This is a genomic window from Luteitalea sp. (assembly GCF_044337415.1).
GTDB lineage: Bacteria > Acidobacteriota > Vicinamibacteria > Vicinamibacterales > Vicinamibacteraceae > Luteitalea.
In genome coordinates this window covers 1-20098 of record NZ_JBIINP010000071.1, presented here as the reverse complement: position 1 = coordinate 20098, position 20098 = coordinate 1, and the positions used below count along the sequence as shown (strand labels likewise).

23 protein-coding genes are annotated in these 20098 nt (G+C 69.4%); 6 read left to right on the top strand and 17 right to left on the bottom strand.

Going from position 1 to position 20098, the window contains the following annotated elements; translation table 11 throughout:
* Positions 1-200: 200 nt before the first annotated feature.
* The 3 genes from ACIRDX_RS12330 to ACIRDX_RS12320 are packed head-to-tail and all read right to left on the bottom strand — an operon-like array spanning position 201 to position 2617.
* Entirely contained in the window at positions 201-980 is a 780-nt protein-coding gene (locus ACIRDX_RS12330; RefSeq protein ID WP_396625731.1) for an acyltransferase, read from the bottom strand.
* Positions 977-1996, bottom strand: a complete 1020-nt coding sequence (locus tag ACIRDX_RS12325; protein WP_396625730.1) for a glycosyltransferase family 2 protein — start codon at positions 1994-1996, stop codon at positions 977-979. The genes ACIRDX_RS12330 and ACIRDX_RS12325 overlap by 4 nt, the downstream gene beginning before the upstream one ends.
* A gap of 15 nt (positions 1997-2011) precedes the next feature.
* Positions 2012-2617, bottom strand: coding sequence for a YqaA family protein (locus ACIRDX_RS12320; protein ID WP_396625729.1), 606 nt, complete (start codon positions 2615-2617; stop codon positions 2012-2014).
* A gap of 92 nt (positions 2618-2709) precedes the next feature.
* On the opposite strand from ACIRDX_RS12320, the gene ACIRDX_RS12315 reads away from it, so the two are divergent.
* Positions 2710-4200 (top strand): hypothetical protein, encoded by a 1491-nt coding sequence (locus ACIRDX_RS12315; RefSeq protein WP_396625728.1) that lies wholly within the window; start codon positions 2710-2712, stop codon positions 4198-4200.
* A gap of 65 nt (positions 4201-4265) precedes the next feature.
* Here the strand turns inward: ACIRDX_RS12315 and ACIRDX_RS12310 are convergent, their stop codons facing one another.
* The 3 genes from ACIRDX_RS12310 to ACIRDX_RS12300 all read right to left on the bottom strand — a co-directional run bounded on the left by ACIRDX_RS12310 (position 4266) and on the right by ACIRDX_RS12300 (position 6403).
* Positions 4266-4961, bottom strand: coding sequence for a hypothetical protein (locus ACIRDX_RS12310; protein WP_396625727.1), 696 nt, complete (start codon positions 4959-4961; stop codon positions 4266-4268).
* 150 nt (positions 4962-5111) lie between these two features.
* On the bottom strand, positions 5112-5957 hold the full coding sequence (locus ACIRDX_RS12305) for an inositol monophosphatase family protein (protein ID WP_396625726.1): 846 nt from the start codon (positions 5955-5957) through the stop codon (positions 5112-5114).
* Complete coding sequence (locus ACIRDX_RS12300) at positions 5954-6403, bottom strand: ATP-binding protein (RefSeq protein ID WP_396625725.1); 450 nt, start codon at positions 6401-6403, stop codon at positions 5954-5956. The genes ACIRDX_RS12305 and ACIRDX_RS12300 overlap by 4 nt, the downstream gene beginning before the upstream one ends.
* Before the next feature lie 109 nt (positions 6404-6512).
* Here ACIRDX_RS12300 and aroA point away from each other — a divergent pair, with 109 nt between their 5' ends.
* From aroA to ACIRDX_RS12285, 3 genes are read left to right on the top strand one after another with little or no spacing between them, the layout of a single operon-like run.
* Complete coding sequence (gene aroA / locus ACIRDX_RS12295) at positions 6513-7835, top strand: 3-phosphoshikimate 1-carboxyvinyltransferase (RefSeq protein WP_396625724.1); 1323 nt, start codon at positions 6513-6515, stop codon at positions 7833-7835.
* Positions 7832-8338, top strand: a complete 507-nt coding sequence (locus ACIRDX_RS12290; RefSeq protein WP_396625723.1) for a shikimate kinase — start codon at positions 7832-7834, stop codon at positions 8336-8338. Before aroA ends, ACIRDX_RS12290 begins: the two co-directional genes overlap by 4 nt.
* A 42-nt stretch (positions 8339-8380) precedes the next feature.
* Complete coding sequence (locus ACIRDX_RS12285) at positions 8381-9124, top strand: metallophosphoesterase family protein (protein ID WP_396625722.1); 744 nt, start codon at positions 8381-8383, stop codon at positions 9122-9124.
* Between the two features lie 37 nt (positions 9125-9161).
* On the opposite strand, the gene ACIRDX_RS12280 is transcribed toward ACIRDX_RS12285, so the two are convergent.
* From ACIRDX_RS12280 to ACIRDX_RS12235, 10 genes are read right to left on the bottom strand one after another with little or no spacing between them, the layout of a single operon-like run.
* Positions 9162-9299: a hypothetical protein gene (locus tag ACIRDX_RS12280; RefSeq protein ID WP_396625721.1), complete on the bottom strand. Its 138-nt coding sequence runs from the start codon at positions 9297-9299 to the stop codon at positions 9162-9164.
* 6 nt (positions 9300-9305) lie between these two features.
* Positions 9306-9623 carry a CcmD family protein gene (locus ACIRDX_RS12275; protein WP_396625720.1) on the bottom strand — a complete coding sequence of 106 codons (318 nt, stop codon included), beginning with the start codon at positions 9621-9623 and terminating at the stop codon, positions 9306-9308.
* A gap of 3 nt (positions 9624-9626) precedes the next feature.
* Positions 9627-10286: a cytochrome c biogenesis protein gene (locus tag ACIRDX_RS12270; protein WP_396625719.1), complete on the bottom strand. Its 660-nt coding sequence runs from the start codon at positions 10284-10286 to the stop codon at positions 9627-9629.
* Positions 10287-10288: 2 nt separating this feature from the next.
* Positions 10289-11827, bottom strand: a complete 1539-nt coding sequence (locus ACIRDX_RS12265) for a heme exporter protein CcmB (protein WP_396625718.1) — start codon at positions 11825-11827, stop codon at positions 10289-10291.
* A complete protein-coding gene (locus ACIRDX_RS12260; RefSeq protein ID WP_396625717.1) occupies positions 11827-13074 on the bottom strand; it encodes a carboxypeptidase-like regulatory domain-containing protein in 1248 nt (415 codons plus the stop codon). The genes ACIRDX_RS12265 and ACIRDX_RS12260 overlap by 1 nt, the downstream gene beginning before the upstream one ends.
* Positions 13071-13622, bottom strand: a complete 552-nt coding sequence (locus ACIRDX_RS12255; RefSeq protein ID WP_396625716.1) for a zinc ribbon domain-containing protein — start codon at positions 13620-13622, stop codon at positions 13071-13073. Before ACIRDX_RS12255 ends, ACIRDX_RS12260 begins: the two co-directional genes overlap by 4 nt.
* Positions 13609-16101: a cytochrome c-type biogenesis CcmF C-terminal domain-containing protein gene (locus ACIRDX_RS12250; RefSeq protein WP_396625715.1), complete on the bottom strand. Its 2493-nt coding sequence runs from the start codon at positions 16099-16101 to the stop codon at positions 13609-13611. The genes ACIRDX_RS12255 and ACIRDX_RS12250 overlap by 14 nt, the downstream gene beginning before the upstream one ends.
* Positions 16102-16105: 4 nt before the next feature.
* Positions 16106-16540: a cytochrome c maturation protein CcmE gene (locus ACIRDX_RS12245; RefSeq protein WP_396625714.1), complete on the bottom strand. Its 435-nt coding sequence runs from the start codon at positions 16538-16540 to the stop codon at positions 16106-16108.
* A 47-nt stretch (positions 16541-16587) separates the two neighbouring features.
* Positions 16588-17151 (bottom strand): Maf family protein, encoded by a 564-nt coding sequence (locus tag ACIRDX_RS12240; RefSeq protein WP_396625713.1) that lies wholly within the window; start codon positions 17149-17151, stop codon positions 16588-16590.
* A 4-nt stretch (positions 17152-17155) separates the two neighbouring features.
* Positions 17156-17428, bottom strand: a complete 273-nt coding sequence (locus ACIRDX_RS12235; protein WP_396625712.1) for a DciA family protein — start codon at positions 17426-17428, stop codon at positions 17156-17158.
* A gap of 168 nt (positions 17429-17596) precedes the next feature.
* Between ACIRDX_RS12235 and ACIRDX_RS12230 the strand changes: the two genes are divergently transcribed.
* Together ACIRDX_RS12230 and ACIRDX_RS12225 are read left to right on the top strand one after the other, a co-directional pair.
* The gene (locus tag ACIRDX_RS12230; RefSeq protein ID WP_396625711.1) at positions 17597-18781 is read left to right on the top strand and encodes an acetyl-CoA C-acetyltransferase; all 1185 of its coding nucleotides are present in this window, start codon (positions 17597-17599) and stop codon (positions 18779-18781) included.
* Between the two features lie 88 nt (positions 18782-18869).
* Positions 18870-19721, top strand: coding sequence for a 3-hydroxyacyl-CoA dehydrogenase family protein (locus ACIRDX_RS12225; protein ID WP_396625710.1), 852 nt, complete (start codon positions 18870-18872; stop codon positions 19719-19721).
* 194 nt (positions 19722-19915) lie between these two features.
* Here ACIRDX_RS12225 and ACIRDX_RS12220 read toward each other — a convergent pair.
* The coding region (locus tag ACIRDX_RS12220; protein ID WP_396625709.1) for a hypothetical protein at positions 19916-20098 on the bottom strand (183 nt) is incomplete at its 5' end.

Sequence of the window (20098 nt, the reverse complement as noted above, 5' to 3'; positions counted from 1 at the left end):
ACGCTGGTAATGCAGCGATGCTGCGATGCCGAATGTCGACGTTGGCACACCCACGTCGCGCATCGTCGGCTGTTGATGCTCCAGAGTGCCGCAATGCCGGAATGTCGACGACGGCACACCCACGTCGCGCGTCATCGGCCGTTGATGATTCCGAGTGCTGCGATGCCGGAATGTCGACGACGGCACACTCACGTCGGACATCATTGGCCGTTGGCTGGGTCGGCGCCTTCTCGGCGGTCGCGGAGGACCTTGGCCGGCGTGCCCACTGCGATGGCGTAGTCGGGGATCTCGCCGACGACGACCGCGCCGGCGCCGATGATCGCGTCACGGCCGATCCGCGAACCGTCGGTCACCACCACGTGCGCGCCGAGCCACACGTGGTCGCCGACGTCGATGCCGGCAGCCGTGCGGCCCTGGTCGAGCACGGGCACGTCGACGCGGTCGTAGAGGTGGTCCCCCCCGACCAGGTACGTGTACGCGGCGATGAGGACCTTCTTGCCGACGCGCACGCGTGAGGCCGAGAAGATCTCCGTGTTGAAGCCGATGTTGGCCTCGTCCTCCACCACGATGTCGCCGTTCTTGCAGCTGAGGATGGCGTTGCGGCCCAGGAACACACCGCGCCCCAGGGTGATGCCGCGGTTGTCGGACCCCTTGGCGTCGAGGCAGCACCCGTCGTCGACGACGACGTTGTCGGCGATGTGGATCTTGTGGGGATGGCGAAGCACGACGCCTGCGCCGAACGCGACGCCCCGCCCGCACGAGCCGAGCAACAGGGGATACAGCTTCGAGCGCAGGAACAGCCCCAGCGCGCCGGGGACGCCCCAGCACAGCAACGTGATGAGTTCGTGCTTGAGCAGGGGCCAGAGACCGGGCTTGCCGACGACGAGGTCGGCGTACCGCTGCGCCTTCGACTTCTTCTCGTCGAAGAGCTCACGCTGGATCACGGTGATCCGCGCGTCGTGTTCGCGCGGGGGCTTCACCCCCGTGACAGCTCCCGCGGACCGGTGCCGATGTGGACGGGCACGTGCGCGCCCTCGGGATGCTCCGCCGACGCCTCGACGATCTCCCGGATGGCGTACGTGGGCTTGTCCTGCGACTCGTGGTACGTGCGCGCCTGCAGTTCTGCGAGCAGCCCCATCGTGAGCAACTGCAGCCCCGACGAGACGAGCAGGATGCCGAACAGCAGCAACGGACGGTCGGCGATGGACTGGTGCATGAACAACCGCACGAACGTGAGGTACGCCATGATCAGCGTGCCGAGTCCGCCGAGGATCACGCCGACCAGGCCGAAGATCTGCAGCGGCCGTGTCGCGTAGTTCAGCAGGAACTTGACCGTCAGCAGGTCGAGGATGACGCGAATCGTGCGCGACAGGCCGTACTTCGAGGTGCCGGCGCGACGCGCCCGGTGGTTGACCACCACTTCGGCCACCTTGACGCCGAACTCGCTGGCGATGGCCGGGATGAAGCGGTGCATCTCGCCGTACAGGCGCAGCGGCTTGACGATTTCCGACCGGAAGGCCTTGAGCGAACAGCCGTAGTCGTGCAACTCGACGCCCGTGGCCCGCGAGATCAGCCGGTTGGCGATGATCGACGGGATGCGGCGCGTGACCATCTTGTCCTTCCGGTCCTTGCGCCACCCGCACACGATGTCGTAGCCGGCTTCGAGCTGTGCGACCAGCATCGGGATATCCCGGGGGTCATTCTGGAGGTCGCCGTCCGACGTGATGATGATGCGGCCGCGGGCGTAGGCGAAGCCGGCCGAGAAGGCGGGCGTCTGGCCGAAGTTGCGGCGGAAGCGGATGATGCGGAAGCGTGGGTCACGCGCCGGCAGCGCAGCGAGCAGGTCGGCGCTGCCGTCCGTGCTGCCATCGTCCACCAGCAGCACCTCGTACGTCCGGCCCCAGGGATCGAGGGCCGCCGTGATCTCCCCGTAGAGCGCCTCGATGTTGGGCGCTTCGTTGAAGATGGGGATGACGAGCGAGATCTCGGGCGGCATCAGGCGAACGCGCAATTATACCGCACCGGCCTGTTGCGTCCGGCGCTGCCGCAGCAGCACCCACGCCAGCGCGCCGACGACGAGGACGAGGGCCACCCCAAGCGAGATCTGGCGCATGTGCTGTTCGAGGAACGTCATCGCCGCCTCGCCATACCAGCGGGCGAGCAGCGCCGTGAGGCCGTAACGGAGGCCGCGCCCAATCCCGATGGCCGCGACGAACTGCCACAGGGGGATCTGCACCACCCCCGCCAGGAGGACGAACACCTTGAACGGGGCGGGCGGGGGCAGGAGCGACGGCACGAGGACCGCCAGCAGGCCCCACTTCTGGAACGTCGCACGCCCTCGCTCCATGCGCTCGGCGCTCACCATCTTGCGCAGCACCCGTTCGCCGCCCTTGCGCGCCAACAGGTACATCGAGAGACACCCCAGCACGGACCCCAGCGTCGTCATCAGCGCGTACACCAGCCACATCGACGGCTGGCGGGCGACCATCCAGATCAGCAGCAGGTCGGGTACCTGCGGGAGCGACAGGACGGACGAGTCCAGCAGGGCCACGAGGAAGAGCCCCGGGGCGCCGAGAGTGAGGGCGAACGACTGGACAGTGGCGACGACTCTGGACATGCAGGAGAGGGACCGGAGCGAGCCTCGAAGGCCTCCGGGTGGCCGAGGTACTATGGCGGGATGGTCGAGCTCCGGCCAGCCTGATTATACCCGTGCCCGCTCCAGCCCCCGTTTCAGCCCGTCCCTGGTTCCTTCCCCTGCTCGGCGCCGCCGTGGCCCTCGTGCTCGGGAGCCTGGCGACCACCTACTACGCCGGCCAGGACCTGACCCTGAGCCACTACGATGCCAAGGCCCATCTGGTCGTGGCGCGCCGCATCTTCGACAGCCTCACCCCCGGCTGGCGGCAGATCGGCGCCGTGTGGCTCCCGCTGCCGCACGTCCTGAATGCCTTGCCGGTCCAGGTCGACGCCTGGTACCGCACGGGCCTCTCGGGCGTGGTCATCTCGATGCTGTCGTTTGCCAGCGCCGCAGGAGCCCTCTGCTGGCTGGTCGGCTCGCTCTCCGGTTCGCGCTCGGCCGCCGTCGCCGCGCTCGCGGTGTTCGTCTATCAGCCGGACCTGCTGTACCTCCAGTCCACGCCGATGACCGAGCCGCTGCTGCTCGGCCTGACCGTGTCGGGTATCGCGCTGCTCCACCGCTGGGCCGCCGCCGGCGGCACCGGTGCCGCCTGGCCGGCGGGACTCGTCCTCGGCCTGGCCTGCCTCACCCGCTATGAGGCCTGGCCGATGACTGCCGCAGCGGGGCTGGTCGCCGTGCTGGTGCTGTGGCGCTCGGGACTCCCGCTCCCGACCGCGGCGGGCCGTGCGCTGCGCGTGGGCGCCTGGCCCCTCGGCGCCCTCCTGCTGTTCCTGGTCCTGAGCAAGGCGACGGTCGGCGCGTGGCTGGTCACGGGCGGCTTCTACGAGCCCAACAACCCCGCGTATCGCGATCCGGCCAAGGCGCTGGTCCAGGTGGGCTGGGGCCTCGGCAAGGTGGGCGGGTGGCCGGTGGCCTGGGCCGGTGCGGCGGCAGCGGCCGTCGTCTTCGTGCAGGGCCTCGTGCGCCGCGACCGGCAGGCGTGGTGGTTCGCCATCGCCCTGGCGGGGTGCGCCGCCCTGCCCTACTACGCGTTCGTGAGCGGGCACCCGTTCCGGATCCGCTACATGATCCTGCTGATCACGGCGGCCGCGGCCTGCATCGGCCTGCTGGTCTCGCTGGCGCCGAAGGCGTCTCGCGGGCTCGTATTGCTCCTGGTGCTCGCGACCCTGGGATTCGACCGGCGTCCCGTGGGCCTCACGTCGCCGATGGTGGAGGAAGCGCAGTGGGACCGGCCGCACCAGAAGGAGCGGCGGATGGTGACGGCGTGCCTGATGGACGACTGGCGCGGCGAGCCCATCCTCGTGAGCATGGGCTCCCTCGCGCACTACATGCAGGAGATGTCGGTCAACGGCCTCGCGCTGCGCCACTTCATCCACGAGGGCATCGGCGAGATCTGGTTCGAGGCCCTGAAGAGCCCGCGGCGCCATGCCGCCTTCATGCTCGTCGAGGAGAAGGCCGAGGGCGGCGACCAGTTGTTCCAGCTCGCGCAGAAGGACCCGGCCTTCCTGGACGGGTTCACCCGCACCTGCGAGGGCGGCGGCGTCGCGCTGTACGTGCGCCGGTAGGCCGCGGTCTCGGACCGCGCCGCCGTGGAGAACGGCCGGGTGGTGCACACCCGGCCTCACCGCCCCTAGCGCAGCTTGAACGACACCGTGAACAGGAACGAGTTCCCGCCCAGGTCGATCGTGTCGCCTGAGAACCCGAGGCTTGGGTCGAGGTCGGCCCTGGCCGTCGAGTAGCGCCACTCGCCACCGATCAGCGCACTCGCGCCGACCGGGAATCGCACGCCGGCCAGGAACACCGGGCCGATCTCCATGCCGTCGTCGGTGAAGCTGTCGCGGAAGATGTCGCCGTTGCTGAAGTCGAGGAACTCGCCCACCTCGGTGTACTGCCAGAGGTTGAACTGCACGCCACCACCGACGTACGGCTGCACCCCGGCATCGCGCGACAGCGGGAACACCTTGGCCGTCAGCGCAATCGGGATGTTGCGCAGCTTCAGGTCCGATTCGATCTCGGTGCCATCGCTGTCCACGAATCGTGAGTAGACCGTGGGCACGGTGCGCGCGTAGTAGTTCACGCCCGCCCCGACCTCGAGGAAAGACCCGAGGCTGATGGCGAAGTCGCCGCCGGCGGTGGCCCCGTTGAAGTCCTCGAGCATGAAGTCGAGGAAGGTGAGGTTCTGCCGCAGCACGTCGCTGCGGTCACGGGCCTCTTCGCTCTTCACGAGGAAACCGCCGATGTTGCCGCCGATCACCACATCCTGCGCAAAGGCGGCACCGCTGCACGCCAGCACCATCGCCCCGCTTGCCAAGAACCGTCGCACCATGAGCTGTCTCCCCGCCTGAAGGCGTCCCCGGAGGTCACGCCCCATGCGTGTCGCCTCCGGCACTCGGTCCGGGCCCCGCAGGGCACCGTCGTCATGTTCTGGACGAGCATGAAGCAAGGAATGTGCCCTGCCCGGTGTCTCCGGCAGGCGTCAGTCGGTCAGGCCACTGCGTCGGGCGTGAAACTCGGTCAACAACGCGAGCATCTCGTCGTGGATGGCGCCGTTGGTGGCCAGCACCTGCGGCATCCGCGACTGGAACCGTGTGCCGCGCCAGTCACTCACGCGCCCGCCTGCCTCCTCCACGATCAACGCGCCGCCGCAGGAATCCCACGGCTTGAGCGCCGCCTCGTAGAAGCCGTCGAGGCGACCCGCGGCCACGTAGCACAGGTCGAGCGCCGCCGAGCCGAGCCGACGGACCGCCCGGCTCCGTCCGAGAAAGTGGCCAAACAGGTCGACCAGTTCTTCGCCAACCTCGGGTTGCTGCACGTTGTAGGGAAAGCCCGTCACCAGCAGGCTCTCCAGCACGGCGCTGGACCGGCTGACGGCCAGCCGCTCGCCGTTCAGGCGGGCACCGTGGCCCTTCTCCGCCGTGAACAGCTCCCGACGCGTGGGGTCGTAGACGGCGGCCACGATCGCCTCGCCGTCGAGTTCGAGGCCCAACGACGCACAGAAGATGGGCAGGCCGTGCGCGAAGTTCGTCGTCCCGTCGATGGGGTCGAACACCCAGCAGTACCCGGGCGCCTGTCGCGTCCGCAGGTCGTCCTCCTGCAGTTCCTCACCGAGGACGAGATGGTCCGGAAAACGTTCGGCAATCAGGGCGCGGAACATGCGCTCCACGGCCACGTCGACCTCGGTGACCAGGTCGATGGCGCCCTTCTTGTCGATGCGCATCGGCCCGCCGAAGTGGGCCATCTGGATGGCGCCCGCCTTCTGGACCGCCTCGACGGCGGTGGCCAGGAGCAGGGGATCAGGAGACTCGGACGGGACGTGATTCATGCAGGAGGGGCCGACAGGCGCTTGCGCATGCGGACTTCCATGCCGCCTTCGGGCCGACGGCGCAACTGGAGGTCGTCCATGAAGTTGCGCATGAAGAAGATACCGCGACCGCTGGACTTCAGGAGATTCTCCGGCGCGAGCGGATCGGCCACCTCTTCGGGCTCGAATCCCTCCCCCTCGTCGGTGATCACGATCTCGAGGAAGTCCGGGCCATCGTCGGCAGGCACGAAGGCGAAGTGCACGCCCACATGCTTGGCGGGATCGAACTTGTTGCCGTGGCGAATCGCGTTGACGACCGACTCACGCACCGACACGCCGACCCAATGGCCGGCGTCTTCGTTGAGGTGCGCGGTGGCGCACAGCTGGTCGCAGACCACCTGTACGTAGTCGAGGACGTCGACGTGGCTGTTGAGCACCAGGGAGAGCGCTGCGCGGTCTGTGGGCATGCGGTCGGGTGTGGCGCGTGCATCATACACGCTCCCCTGCCGGCGGGGCTCGCCGAGGAGGTCGCCATGACACGGCAAAAGCGGGTGCGGATGCTACAGTGAAGCCCGCATGCCCGCCGAGTTCACGAGGATCGTGACCGTCCGGCCCGCCACCGCCCTGGAGGGGGTGGTCAGGGTGCCGGGCGACAAGTCCATCTCCCATCGATACGCGATGTTCGCGGCCCTCGCCGAGGGCGTCACGCGCATCAGTCACTATGCGCCGGGCAACGATTGCCAGAGCACCTTGCGGTGCCTCGAGCAGTTGGGCGTGGTCGTCTCCCGCCACGCCAGCTTCGACCGCGACAGCGGCGCCGAGGTTCCCACCGTTCAGATCGTCGGCCGCGGCCTGCGTGGACTCCAGTCCCCCACCGCCGACCTCGATTGCGGCAACTCCGGGTCGACCCTGCGCATGCTGGCCGGCATCCTCGCGGCCCATCCCTTCACCAGCGTCCTGACCGGCGATGCCTCCCTGCGCCGACGCCCGATGATGCGGGTCGTCACGCCGCTCCAGAAGATGGGCGCCGAGGTCACGTCCGTCGAGGGCCGCCCGCCGGTGCACGTGACGGGCGGCAACCTCACGCCCATCACCTATCGCCCGGAGACCCCGAGCGCCCAGGTGAAGACGGCCGTCCTGTTGGCCGGGCTGCAGACGGCCGGGACCACCACGTTCGAGGAGCCGGCCGGGACGCGCGATCACACCGAGCGCGCGCTGAAGGCCTTTGGCGCCACCTTGGACATCCAGGGCCACGTCATCAGCATCACCGGCGAGCAACGCCTCACGGGGCGGCCCCTGGCCGTGCCCGGGGATCCCTCGTCGGCCGCCTTCTGGGCCTGCGCGGCCGCCGCGCTGCCGGGGTCGTTCATCGAACTCCGCGATGTGGGCCTCAACCCGAGTCGCACCGCCATCTTCGACGTGCTGCGTCGCCTCGGCGCCGACGTCGACCTGCAGGTCGACCGCACCGATGCCGAGGAACCGGTCGGTCGCGTGCGCGTGCGACATCGGGCGCTGCGGCCGCTCGAGTTGACACCGGCGGAGGTGCCGGGACTCATCGACGAACTGCCGGTGCTCGCCGCCCTCGCCACGCACGGGGGCGAACTCCGCGTCACGGGCGCCGGCGAGCTGCGGGCCAAGGAGAGCGACCGCATCACGGCGCTCGTCAACGGCCTCCGAGCCCTCGGGGCCGATGCCGATGAACTGCCCGATGGCTTCCATGTGCGCGGGTCCCGCCGCTTGCTCGGCGGGCTGGTGGACGCCGCCGACGACCACCGACTGGCGATGGCCTTTGCCGTGGCCGGCCTCGGCGCCATGGAACCGACGGTCATCCGCGGCGCCGATGCCGTGGATGTCTCCTACCCGGGATTCTTCGACGTCCTGGTCGCCCTGAGGAAATGACCGGCAGTCCGACCGACAAGCTGTACCTGGTGGGCTTCATGGGCTCGGGCAAGACCACGGTGGCCCGGGCCCTCAGCCGCCGCCTCGGCTGGCGCGCCGTCGACCTCGACGAGGAGATCGAGCGCCGGGAGGGCCAGACCGTCGCGCAGGTCTTCGCCGAACACGGCGAGGGCTACTTCCGCAAGGTGGAGCGCGAGGTGCTGCTGGCACTGCTCCCCGCGCGCCACGTCATCGTGGCCACCGGCGGCGGCACCTTCGTCCAGCCGGCCAATCGCGCCGATATCCTCGTCGACGGGCTCACCGTCTGGCTCGACGCCCCCTTTGCCCGCATCGTCGATCGAGTACCCTCGGATGGACGTCGCCCGCTGGCCTCGGACCGCGAGGCGTTCGCGGCGCTGTTCGAGCAGCGCCGCGCCGCCTACCGTCTGGCGCATGTGCGCGTCGACGCACAAGGACGCGTGGATGCCCTCGTCGAGCGCATCCTGCACAAACTCGGGTGGTAGGCGTTCTATTTGCCCGTCTGCAACGTTTATAGACCGAAGAGCGTGCGCTACCTCGTCATCAGCGACATCCACGGCAATCTGCCCGCCCTGGCGGCAGTCCTGCGTGACTGCACGCCGGACCAGTACGACCGTGTGCTCGTACTCGGCGACCTGGTGGGCTACGGGGCGGAACCGGGCGACGTGATCGAGCGCATTCGCGCCCTTGCCCCGCACGTGGTCGTGCGCGGCAATCACGACAAGGCCGTCTGCGGCCTGATGGAACTGTACGGCTTCAACTCGCACGCCCGCGAGGCGGCGGAATGGACCGCGCGGACGCTGTCGGAAGGCCAGTTGGCCTACCTGCGCGACCTTCCGGCCGGCCCGATGCTCGTCGACGATGTCCTCGAGGTGTGGCACGGCTCGCCAGCCGACGAAGACGCCTACCTCGTGTGGATCGACGACATCCGCGATGCCGCCGCCCTCGGACGTCGCCCGCTGTGCCTGTTCGGCCACACGCACGTGCAGGGCGCGTACGGGTCCGGCGAAGGCCACCCTGTCGTCGACAGCGGCGAGCACCGCACCCGGACGACGTTATCGATAAGGCTCGAGGACCGGTGGCTGGTCAATCCGGGATCGGTCGGCCAGCCGCGCGACGGCGACCCGCGGGCCGCGTACGCCATCGTCGACCTCGGCGCACGGACGGTCACGCTCTGCCGCGTGGCGTACGACGTGGACGCCGAGATGCAGGCCATCCGCGCCGCTGGCCTGCCCGAACTGCTCGCCTCCCGGCTGGCCGAAGGACGCTAGCGTCGCGTCCCGGGGCCGACGACCACTCCGCTGACCGTCAGCCCTTCCGCTTCTCGTCCTGTCGCTTCTGCTGCGACCGCATGGCGTCCATCGCGGCGCGCGACCCGAGAATCCAGCCAATGATGATCCCCACCAGCAGCGTGGCGGGGATGAAGATGAAGTGCCCGGCGGTCACGAGCGCCTACCTGCCCCCGGCGGTCCGGCGCGCGTCCCGGAGTTCGGCCTCGACACGGCCCAGCCGGCGCCAGAGCATCAGCAGATATCCCAGGATCGCCACCCACGCCACCGCGTAGGCCCCCACGAGGAACGGCGCCGCCGGCAGCTTCTCGTTCTCGGGGAGCTGGTCGATCGGCACGTACTCCTCCTGTGCCGTCGTGGTCACCTTGCCATGGGGCGTCTCGGTGGCCTGGCCGAACGCCGGGCCCGCGCTGCCGCCGATCCACAGGGCGCACAGCAGCGCGAAGAGTCGAACACATCTCGTCACGAAGGTCGTCGTCATGCCTCAGCCTTCAGTCTCTGCGAGGAGGAGGTCCAGCGCGTCCTGTTGCTCGGCCAGGCGCACCCGGGCGCGCACGAGGGCGAGGAACAGCAGCAAGAACGCGAACATGCACCAGTAGAACGGGAACCGCATGGCCGGCACCAGCGACGGGACGACCGTCGTCTTGGGGTGCAGCGTCCGCCACACGTTGACCGACCAGTAGATGAACGGCACGTTGGCCATGCCGAAGAGGGCCACGCCCGCGGCCAGCTTCTCCGTCCCGGGCCCGCCGAAGCGCCGCAGCAGCAGGTAGGCCGAGAACAGCAGCCACAGGACCAGCGTCGACGTGAGTCGCGCATCCCACTGCCACCACACGCCCCAGGCCTTGCGCGCCCAGAGCGGTCCCGAGATCAGGACGATGATGCCGAAGAGCACCGTGAGCTCCGCCGCGGCCTCGGCCAGGCGGTCACTCCGCGCCCGGCCGCGCGCCAGGTACGCGATGCTCGCGAAGCCGCACGTGAAGGTCGCCAGGAACATCATGATCGCCGCCGGCACGTGGAAGTAGAAGATCTTCTGGACGAGTCCCATCGTCGACTCGTACGGCGCCTGCGCGATGAAGTACGGCGCGGCCAGGAACATGCCCATGGCCACCACCAGCATCGCGGGCACGCTGCGGTTCAGCATTGTCAGTTCTCCTTGGCGACCCGGGGTGCGGCCTCGGTCATCAGCGTACCGAACGTCCACAGGGCGAGGATGGCGAATACCGCGTCAAAGCATACCAAGAGGGGCAGCCACAGGCTGACCACGCCCGGCACGTAGGGATCGGCGAGCGCCGCGGCCGTGCCGCGCACGCCGCCGATGATCACCGGCACGCTCATCGGATACAGCAGCAGCGGCAGCAACACGTCGCGGGTGCGCGTCCGCGCGAGCATCGCCGCAAACAGGGTGCCGATGGCCGCATAACCCGCCGTGCCCATCGCCAGCAGGCTCGCCACCATCAGCGGGTGCCTGTCGAGCGGCATCTGGAAGAACAGCGCCACCAGCGGCAACAGCACGACTTCCACCGAGAACATCAGCGCCATGAGTCCGAACCACTTGCCGAGGTACACGGCAGGTCGGGGGGTCGCCGAGGCGAGCACCGCCATCAGCGTGCCGGCCGCCCGCTCGCGCTCGAACGTCCGGGCCATCGCCAGCGTGCCGGCAAGCGCCACGGTCACCCACAGGACCGCGGGGCCCGCGTCGGGCACCGGCGTCCCCTCGCGCACCAGCCCGAACGAGAACACCAGCACGCAGGCCAGCGCGAAGCAGGCGGTGGTGAGCAACCCCTCGCGCGATCGCCATTCGATGCGCAGGTCCTTGGCGAGGAGCACCCACGAGGCCCGCGCGATCTCGCCGATTGACGTCTCGGCGGTCGCCGGGGTGGCCTTGGGCGGCGTGGTGGTCAGACCTTCCCCTGCACTCGCGTGCTCGGCCGACGCGCCGAACGTGGCCACGGAGGGACGCTCGTTCCATCCCGAGTGCGCTGCCGGAACCGGCGCCGCCCCGGCGTTGACGGCAGCGCGGTAGGCCTCGGCCAGCGGCAGGGTGCGGTCGAGCGGCACCAGCACGCCTTGCTTGATGATCCCCGCGCGATCGACGAGTGACTCCACCAGCAGCAGGTCATGCGTGGCCAGCACGACCAGCGTCCCGGCGTCGCGCAGGGACGCGAGCCGGCTCACCATGCGGTGCGCGCTTTCGTCGTCGAGCCCCGTGAAGGGTTCGTCGAGCAGCAGCACGCGGGGCTCTGGCAGCAGCACCCGCTCGAACGCGAGCCGCTGTCGCATGCCGCGGGAGAACCGCTCCACGAAGTCGTCGGCGCGATCGGTGAGGTGCGCCCGCTCGAGGGCGACGCTGACAGCGCCGGCGACGTCCTTGACGTCGGCCAGGCGGGCGAACAGCTCGAGGTTCTCGCGCGCGGTCAGCTCGCCGTACAACTGCGGCTCGTGGCCGAGCACGCCGATCAGGCGCCGGGGCGAGTCGAGGCCGTCGGCCGCCGGATAGCGCACGCTGCCGCGCGACGGCTCGGCCAGTGTCGACAGGACCCCGAGGAGCGTCGTCTTGCCCGAGCCATTGGGTCCGAGCAGGCCGAACACCTCGCCGGCGTACCCCTCGAACGAGATGTCGCGCAACACCCGGCGTCGTCCGAACTGCCGGGCGATGCGCGACGCGACGAGCAATGGCTCCACTAGGAGGCCTGGCGAACGGCGGGCGCCTGCCCCGCTCGCACGCGCTCGGCGTCGAGCAGCGCGTAAACGCCTTCGAGATCCCGCAGCACGGCGTCGCGCTCTTCCCGAAGTTCCTCCGTCGCGGGCTCGCCGCCCTGCTCCAGGCGCTGCAGGCGCGTCAGCAGGGCCGTGCGCTGGGCTTCAAGGGCCTTGATGCGGTGGGTCGGATCCACAGGCACGCGGAAGATCAGCCACAGCCCAGCGACCACCACCAGCCCCGCCAGTCCGAGGGCGGTGTACCGGGGCCACGCCGGATGGTGCGGGATCCCTTCGACCACGAGCGTCAACGTCTCGCCCGCCTTCATGCCGGGCCCCGTGCCCGTCCAGTACGCCTTGCCCTCTGCGTCGGCCTCGCGCGCCTGGGGCAACGTTGGTGCCACGAGGCGGGTCTCCCCCAGTCGACGGAGGATGACGTTGGTCGAGAGGCTGGCCACGGGCAGCGGCACCGCGATCTCGCGGCGCCCGCCCGAGATGGGAAGACGATAGGCGACCTGCGCGATGGTGCGGCCGGAGGCGAACGGCCCCGCCACCACCAGCTTGCGCTCGAAGATGCGAGCCGACGACGACGAGCCCTCGAGGAGCGTCGCCTGTTCGGCGTCGGCAGGGAGCGCCACTTCGAGCGGCTTCTCCACCGACACCGGCGTGGCCGTCGCGTTCACGAACTCGAAGATGTGGAAGATCTCGAGCTTCTCTTCCGCGAAGTCGACGATCGTCCGCCACTGCGTGCCCAACACCACGGTGCCTGGCTTGGCCGGCTCGGCCGGCGTGGCGGGTGCCGCCGCAGCATCCGGCGACGCCGCCGCAGGCGCCCCCGACAGGCCAGACACGAGGATCACCCGGAGGCCGCCCGTCCGCGGCACCTCGAAGGGCTGCGATCGCAGCGCCTCGCCATCGACGGTCACCGTGGCCACGGCCACCTTGCCGGGCCCGAGGCCCGCGAAGATGGCGCGTCCCGACTCGTCGGTCGGCGCCGAGTCCGACACGCCATCGCCGGTCACGGTCACCTGCGCCCCGACGACGTTGTTGCCCATCGTCTGTCGCAGGACACGCACCGAGACCGACCCGTCAGGCAGATCCTGGCTCGGGAGCGCCATGCCGTTCATCTGGCGCAGGTCCGGCATCTGCGCCGAGAGCGGCGCCGCAGCCACGACCGCCAGCGCGAGGACGGCACTGGCGCCTCGTGCAACCCACCAGCGCGCGGGGCTCACAGCGTTGCCCCGCAGGTCTTGCAGAACCGCGCGTCCGCGTCGTTGAGCGTCCGGCACTGGCCACATTGCTGCGCACTCACCTTTCGGGCCGCCTTCGGCTGCCGCAGCCCCGCCAGGTCCTTGGCGATGCGCTCGCGCAAGCCGGCTTCGCCCAGGTCGATGCGCTGCATCAGGCCGACGGCCCGCTGGCGCAACCGGCCGACCATGTCGTCGAAGTCCGGGTCGGCCACCTTGCCCATGGCCTTGTCGAACTCGAGTTCCTTGATGCTGCGCAGCACGAGCGACTTCTCGCGCTCGAGGGCGATGAGGTGGCGGGTGGAACGCCGAGCATCGCCGACGACGCGCTCCGGCATCACCAGCGGCAGGAGCGTGCGATGGAGGGCCGTGGCCGCCAGCGCGGCCGCCACGATCCCGATGCTCAGCAGGATGAGATGCTCGGGGCGCGTGAAGCGGGGCTCACGCCAGACAGCCGCAGTGGCCCCAACCAATCCGAGCACGACGAAGAATTGCCAGGCGCGCGCGCCGCCACCAGCGTCAGTCGAGGTCACGCAGTTCCTCGTCGAGCTTCTTGTGCCAGGCCTCGGCCTGCGTCGACTCGAGCACCGGGGTTTCGGCATCGTGCCGACGCCGCGACCAGCGGAACGCCGCCGCTCCCGCGAACATCGCGCCGGCCACGCCCACGGCGTACGGCACCGCCCAGGCGAGGCGGTTGAAGCCCTTGTCGATCGGCATGGCCAGGGGCTCCTGGCTGCCGTACTTCTGCACGTAGTAGTCGAGCACCTGGTCGCGCGTGTAGCCCTTCTTCACCAGCCCGGCCAGTTCGACGCGCATCTGCTCGGCCGTGCCGCACGTGCACTCCGACAGGCGCTGCCGCCCGCAGGTGCCGCACATGCACACGATCTGGCCCTGCATCTCGCGCTCGAATGGCGACATCGGGACGATCACCGTGGTCGCGCCCTCGACGTGCCCCTGCGCGTGCACATGCACCGGGAACGCCGACGCGCCGAACAGGACCAGCAGCAGGAGCACCGACGTCGTGGATCCGGTCGCGGCCCCGGAGGGCACCTTGACGGCGGCCGTCGCCAGCGCCCGTTCGGGCAGCAGCGCGATCAGCGTGCCGATCGCCATGATGCCGAAGCCGACCCAGATCCAGTTCACGAGCGGATTGACCACCACGTGGAACGTGGCCGACTGCTGCTCGGCGTCGAACCCGGCCAGCACGACGTACAGGTCGTAGCCGATCGAGCGCTGGATGGCCACCTCGGTGGTCGGCTCTTCGGTCCGCTTGTTGTAGAACCACTTGGCGGGCGAGATCGGGCCGATCTCCTTGCCGTCGCGGAACGCCGTCATCCGCGCGGTGACCATCTGCTTCTGCGCGTCCTGCGTGATGGCGATGCCGTCGTGGCGCACCGAATAGGGCCCCACCGCGACCGACTGCCCCGGCTTCAGGAGGAGCTGCTCTTCCTGCTTGAACCCGTCGCCGGCAAAGCCCAACGCCATCAGCACGATGCCGAGGTGGACGATGTAGCCGCCATAGCGCCGCTGGTTGCGCGCCACCAGGCCGATGGCCGAGGTCACCAGGTCGGAGCCCGAGTACTGCTGCCGCACCCGCGCGCCACGCACGAACTCCTGCACCATCGTGGCGGTCACGAAGGCCGACAACGCGAAGCAGATGCCCGACGACCAGACCCGCACGCCGAGCGCCAGCAAGCCGCCGCCGGTGACGAGCGCCGCGAGGATGGGCCACTGGAACTGGTGCCGCAGGTTGTCGATGGTCGACTTGCGCCACGCCAGCAGCGGCCCGACGCCGGTCAGCAGCAGCAGCGCCAACCCGATGGGCAGCATCCACTTGTTGAAGAACGGGGGGCCGACCGTGAGGCGCTCCCCCGCCACCGCCTCGCTGAGCGTCGGGAACATCGTCGCAAACAGGACGAACATCGCCGAGAACAGCAGGATCCAGTTGTTGGCCAGGAACGCGGCCTCGCGCGACACCCAGGAGTCGAGCTCATGGCGCGCCCGGAGCAACGGCAGGCGGTAGATGAGCAGGCCGAAACTCACGACGAGCAGCACCGTCATGAAGGCCGTGAACATCCACGCCAGTTCCTTGTCCTCGCCGAACGCGTGCACCGACTGCACGATGCCCGAGCGGGTCATGAACGTGCCGAAGATGGTGAGGAAGAACGTCGTGATGACGAGCGTCATGTTCCACACGCGGAGCATGCCTCGCCGTTCCTGCACCATCACCGAGTGCAGGAAGGCCGTGGCCGTGAACCAGGGCAACAGGCCGGCGTTCTCGACGGGGTCCCAGCCCCAGTAGCCGCCCCACCCGAGTTCCTCGTACGCCCAGATCATGCCGAGCGTGAGGCCGAGCGAGAGGAACAGCCAGCTCACCATCGTCCAGCGCCGCACCGCGCGCAGCCAGGAGTCGTCGAGGTACCCGGTGGCCAGTGCCGCCATGCCGAACGCGAACGGGATGGTCATGCCCACGAAGCCGATGTAGAGCGACGGCGGGTGGATGACCATGTACACGTTCTGCAGGAGCGGGTTCAGGCCCTGCCCGTCTGGCGGGATGTCGGCCAGGTAGGTCTCGAACGGGTTGTTGTGCACGACCATCAGGAAGAGGAAGAACATCTCCACGATGGCGATGACGGCCACGACGTAGGGGATCAGCTCGCGGTGCGACTCGCGGGAGTTCCGGACCGCGATGGCCCCGAACACCGACAGCAGCAGCACCCAGAACATGATCGAGCCATCGAGCCCGCCCCAGTACGCCGTCAGCTTGAAGATCAGCGGCTGGGCCGCGTCGGAGTACCTGTCGACGTACTTGATCGAGTAGCTGTCGGTGACGAAGGCGTACATGATGACCGCCGACGCCACGGACATGAGGGCCGTGACGAGGTAGAACGCCCCGATGCCGCTTTCGGTGAGCCGCGTCGATTGTCGACGCGCGCCCGCCAGGCACGCGGTGGCCGCGTAGGCCGCCACCACGAAGCAGGTCAGGAGGAGGAACGTGCCAAGGGCCGGCATGCGCTTAGCTCGCCGACTTCGCGGCCGGGATGCCCGCACCGGCGCCGGGACTGGCCGGGTCGTACTTGGACGGACACTTGGCCATCACGCCGTTGGGCTCCACCACGAAGCCATCGGGCCCCAGCGTGCCCTTCACCACCACCTCCGACCCGTCCTTGAACGTGTCGGGCACGATGCCGGTGTACGACGCCTTCACGACCTGGCCGTTGTAGGCCACGTCGAACCGGTAATCGAGGGAGTCCGGCTTGCGGCGGATGTCCGACGCATGCCCATGCAACTGCAGACGCTTGCCGTACCACGGACTCGGCTGTGTCATCACCTCATCGACGTGCTTGTAGTACTGCGTATCCTCGCTGAGGCTCGAGTACAGCATGGCGCTGAACGCCAGCCCGAGAACGAGGGTCGAGATCGCGATCTTGACGGTCTTGGATCCGCTCATGGTTGTGGGGAGGGGCGCGGGAGAACGAAAGGCATCCCTCAGGCGGATTATGACGCTGGTTGGACGTACTTCGCCAGAAGTTTCGCCACTTGCGCCACCGGCAGGCCCACCACGTTCGGGTAGGAGCCGTCGACCCGGGTCACGAAGCGAGACGCGCGCCCCTGAATGCCGTACCCGCCCGCCTTCCCGAGGGGCTCGCCCGAGCCGACGTACCAGGCGATCTCCTCCTCCGACAGCGACGCGAACCACACCGTCGTCCGCTCCACCAGGCTCTCCTCGCCGCCGCCGTGGCGCAGTGTGACGCCGGTGTACACCTCGTGCGGGCGACCCGAGAGCCGCCGCAGCATCGCGGCCGCGTCCGCCTCGTCCTCTGGCTTGTTCAGGATCACGCCCTCGCAGACGACCGTGGTGTCGGCGGCAAGGATGAGCTCCCCGGGAGCGCACGCGACGGCGCGCGCCTTGACCTCGGCGAGTCGGCGCACCAGCGCCTCCCCCGTCTCGCCGGGGTGCGGCGTCTCGTCGACGTCGGCCACGCGGACCTCGAAGGTGTAGCCAACGGCCGTCAGGAGCGTGGCGCGGCGCGGCGACGAGGACGCGAGGATGAGGCGCATGGCACTAGACCACCGAGAAGGCGCGGCCGTGGTCACCCAGCAACTCGCGCAGCCGTCCCTCGATCACCCGCCGGTGCAGGTCGAGCTGTTCGGCCACGCGCGCATCCTGGGCCCGGACGTAGATCACGCCGTCGCTCTCGCGAACAGGGCTGCACAGTCGCGCCATCCCGCCGCCGACCGCCAGGTGCCACGAGGCCTCGACCTTGCCCCAGCTGTGTGGCTGCTCGGCAATCAACTTCATGACCGTGCCCGGCGCCAGCTCCTTCGAAGAAAACACAGAGGCAGTATAGCGACGGCAGTCGGGCGTCGGCAGTCGGGCCAAGGACGGTAGGGCCGGCTCTCCGAGCCCGGCCACACGAAGGCCGGGTTGGGACAACCGGCCCTACCGGCGTGACTCTCCCCTGCTTCGGGTAGGCTGTACAAAGCCCCTCTGGAGGCTCCCGCCATGCATCAACGTCAGGCCGTCATCGTCTCCGCCGTCCGCACCCCCACCGGCAAGTTCCTCGGCGGGCTCAAGGACTTCACCGCGCCGCAACTGGGCGCCCTCGCCATCCGGGAGGCCGTGGCCCGCGCCGGCGTGTCGCCCGAGGACGTCGACGAGTGCATCCTCGGCAACGTCGTCTCGGCAGGACTGGGACAGCACCCGGCGCGCCAGGCCGCCCTCGCCGCGGGCCTGCCCGTCGAGGTCCCGGCGTTGAACGTGAACATGGTGTGCGGGTCGGGCCTGCGTGCGGTGATGCTCGCCGCCCAGGGCATCGCCACCGGCGACCGCGACATCGTGGTGGCCGGCGGCATGGAGTCGATGAGCCAGGCGCCGTACCTGCTGCCGAAAGCCCGGGAAGGCTTCCGCATGGGCCACGGGCAGGTCGTCGACAGCATGGTCCAGGACGGACTGTGGTGTGCCGTCGACAACTGGCACATGGGGATGACCGGCGAGGCTGTGGCGGGTAAGTACGGCATCAGCCGCGAGGCGCAGGACGGCTACGCCGTGCGCAGCCACCAGAAGGCGGCGCAGGCGCAGCGCGAGGGAGCGTTCACCGCCGAGATCCTGCCGGTCTCCATCCCGCAGAAGAAGGGCGCCCCGCTCGTCGTCGACCGCGACGAGTCGGTGCGTGAGGACACGTCGATCGAGGCGCTGGCGAAGCTGCGGCCGGCGTTCGCCACGGACGGCACCGTCACGGCCGGCAATGCGCCCGGCGTCAACGACGGCGCGGCGGCGCTTGTGGTGGTTGCCGACGATATCGCTGCGGAGCGGGGGCTCACGGTGCGCGCGCGGATCGTGGCGCAGGCGACGTCTGGCCTCGAGCCCAAGTGGGTGATGATGACGCCCGTCCCGGCCATCCGCACGGTGCTCGAGAAGGCGGACTGGACGATGGAGTCGGTGGACCTGTTCGAGATCAACGAGGCGTTCTCGGTGCAGGCGCTGGCGGTGACCGGCGAACTCGGGATTCCTGAGTCGAAGGTCAACGTGCACGGCGGCGCGGTCGCGCTCGGGCACCCCATCGGGGCGAGCGGGGCCCGCGTCCTCGTGACGCTGTTGCACGCCCTCGAGCGCCGGAACCTGCGGCGCGGCGTCGCCGCGCTGTGTCTGGGCGGCGGCAACGGCGTCGCGATTGCGATCGAGCGGTAGAAACAGGCTGCAGGCTGCTGGCCACAGGCGACCTGACCATACAGGCCGCCTGCGGCCTGAGGCCTGTCGCCGACCTGCGGAGCGTGTGATGGATGTGCAACTGGTAGGCGTCATCGGATCGGGCACGATGGGCAACGGGATTGCCCAGACGTTCGCGCAACGCGGGTTCGACGTGCGGCTCATCGACGTGTCGGCGCCGGCGCTCGAGAAGGCGAAGGCGACGATCGCGAAGAGCCTCGGCAAGTTCGTCGAAAAAGGCACCCTCAGCGCCGAGGATCGCGACGCGACGCTCGGCCGCCTCGCCTTCTTCGGCTCGATCGATCACCTCGCCGACGCCGACTACGTGGTCGAAGCCATCGTCGAGCAGCGCGAGGCGAAGCGTGCGCTGTTCGGGAAGCTCGACGCCCTGGTGCGCCCCGAGGTGGTGCTGGCGACCAACACCTCGTCGATCTCGATCACCGACATCGCGGCAGCGACGCAGCGACCCGAGCAGGTCCTGGGCATGCACTTCATGAACCCGGTGCCGCTGATGCAGTTGGTGGAGTTGATCCGCGGGCAGTCGACGTCGGACGCCTCGATGGCGCTGGCCGAGTCGTTGTGCGCGCGGCTCGGCAAGACGGGCGTGCCGGCGAGCGACTACCCGGGCTTCATCGCCAACCGCATCCTGATGCCGATGATCAACGAGGCCGTGTTCGCGCTGATGGAAGGCGTGGGCACCGCCGAGGCGATCGACTCGGTCATGAAGCTCGGGATGAACCACCCGATGGGCCCACTGACGCTGGCCGACTTCATCGGCCTCGACGTGTGCGTCGCGATCCTCGATGTCATGCACCAGGGCCTCGGCGATCCGAAGTACCGCGCCTGTCCCCTGCTCCGCCGCATGGTTGCCGCGGGACACCTCGGCCGCAAGTCGGGTCGCGGCTTCTACCACTACGCGTAGGGTCGGCAGTCGGGGGTCGGCAGTCGGCAGTCGCTAGCGCAGAACGACGCACTGGCGCTGTCAGACTCCTGCTGTCTTCCCGTCCATACGGCGTGACCAACGGCGCCGCAGGCCCGACGACCGGAGACGTGCCCTCAGCCGGACGCGCCCCGATTCCCGACTCCCGTCTCCCGATTCCCGTCCGGGTGCGGGGCCTACATCCGCTTGCCGGCGACGTGCGTCAGGCGCCAGTAGGCGAAGAACGCCACTGGACCGATGCACAGGATCTCCCGCGCGACGGCCGTGAGGTTGTGTGCGAGGAACCCCTGCACCCAGTAGCGGCGCGAGATGGGCAGGAACAGGTGCAGGTCCGACTGGTAGAAGTCCGGCCGGAACGG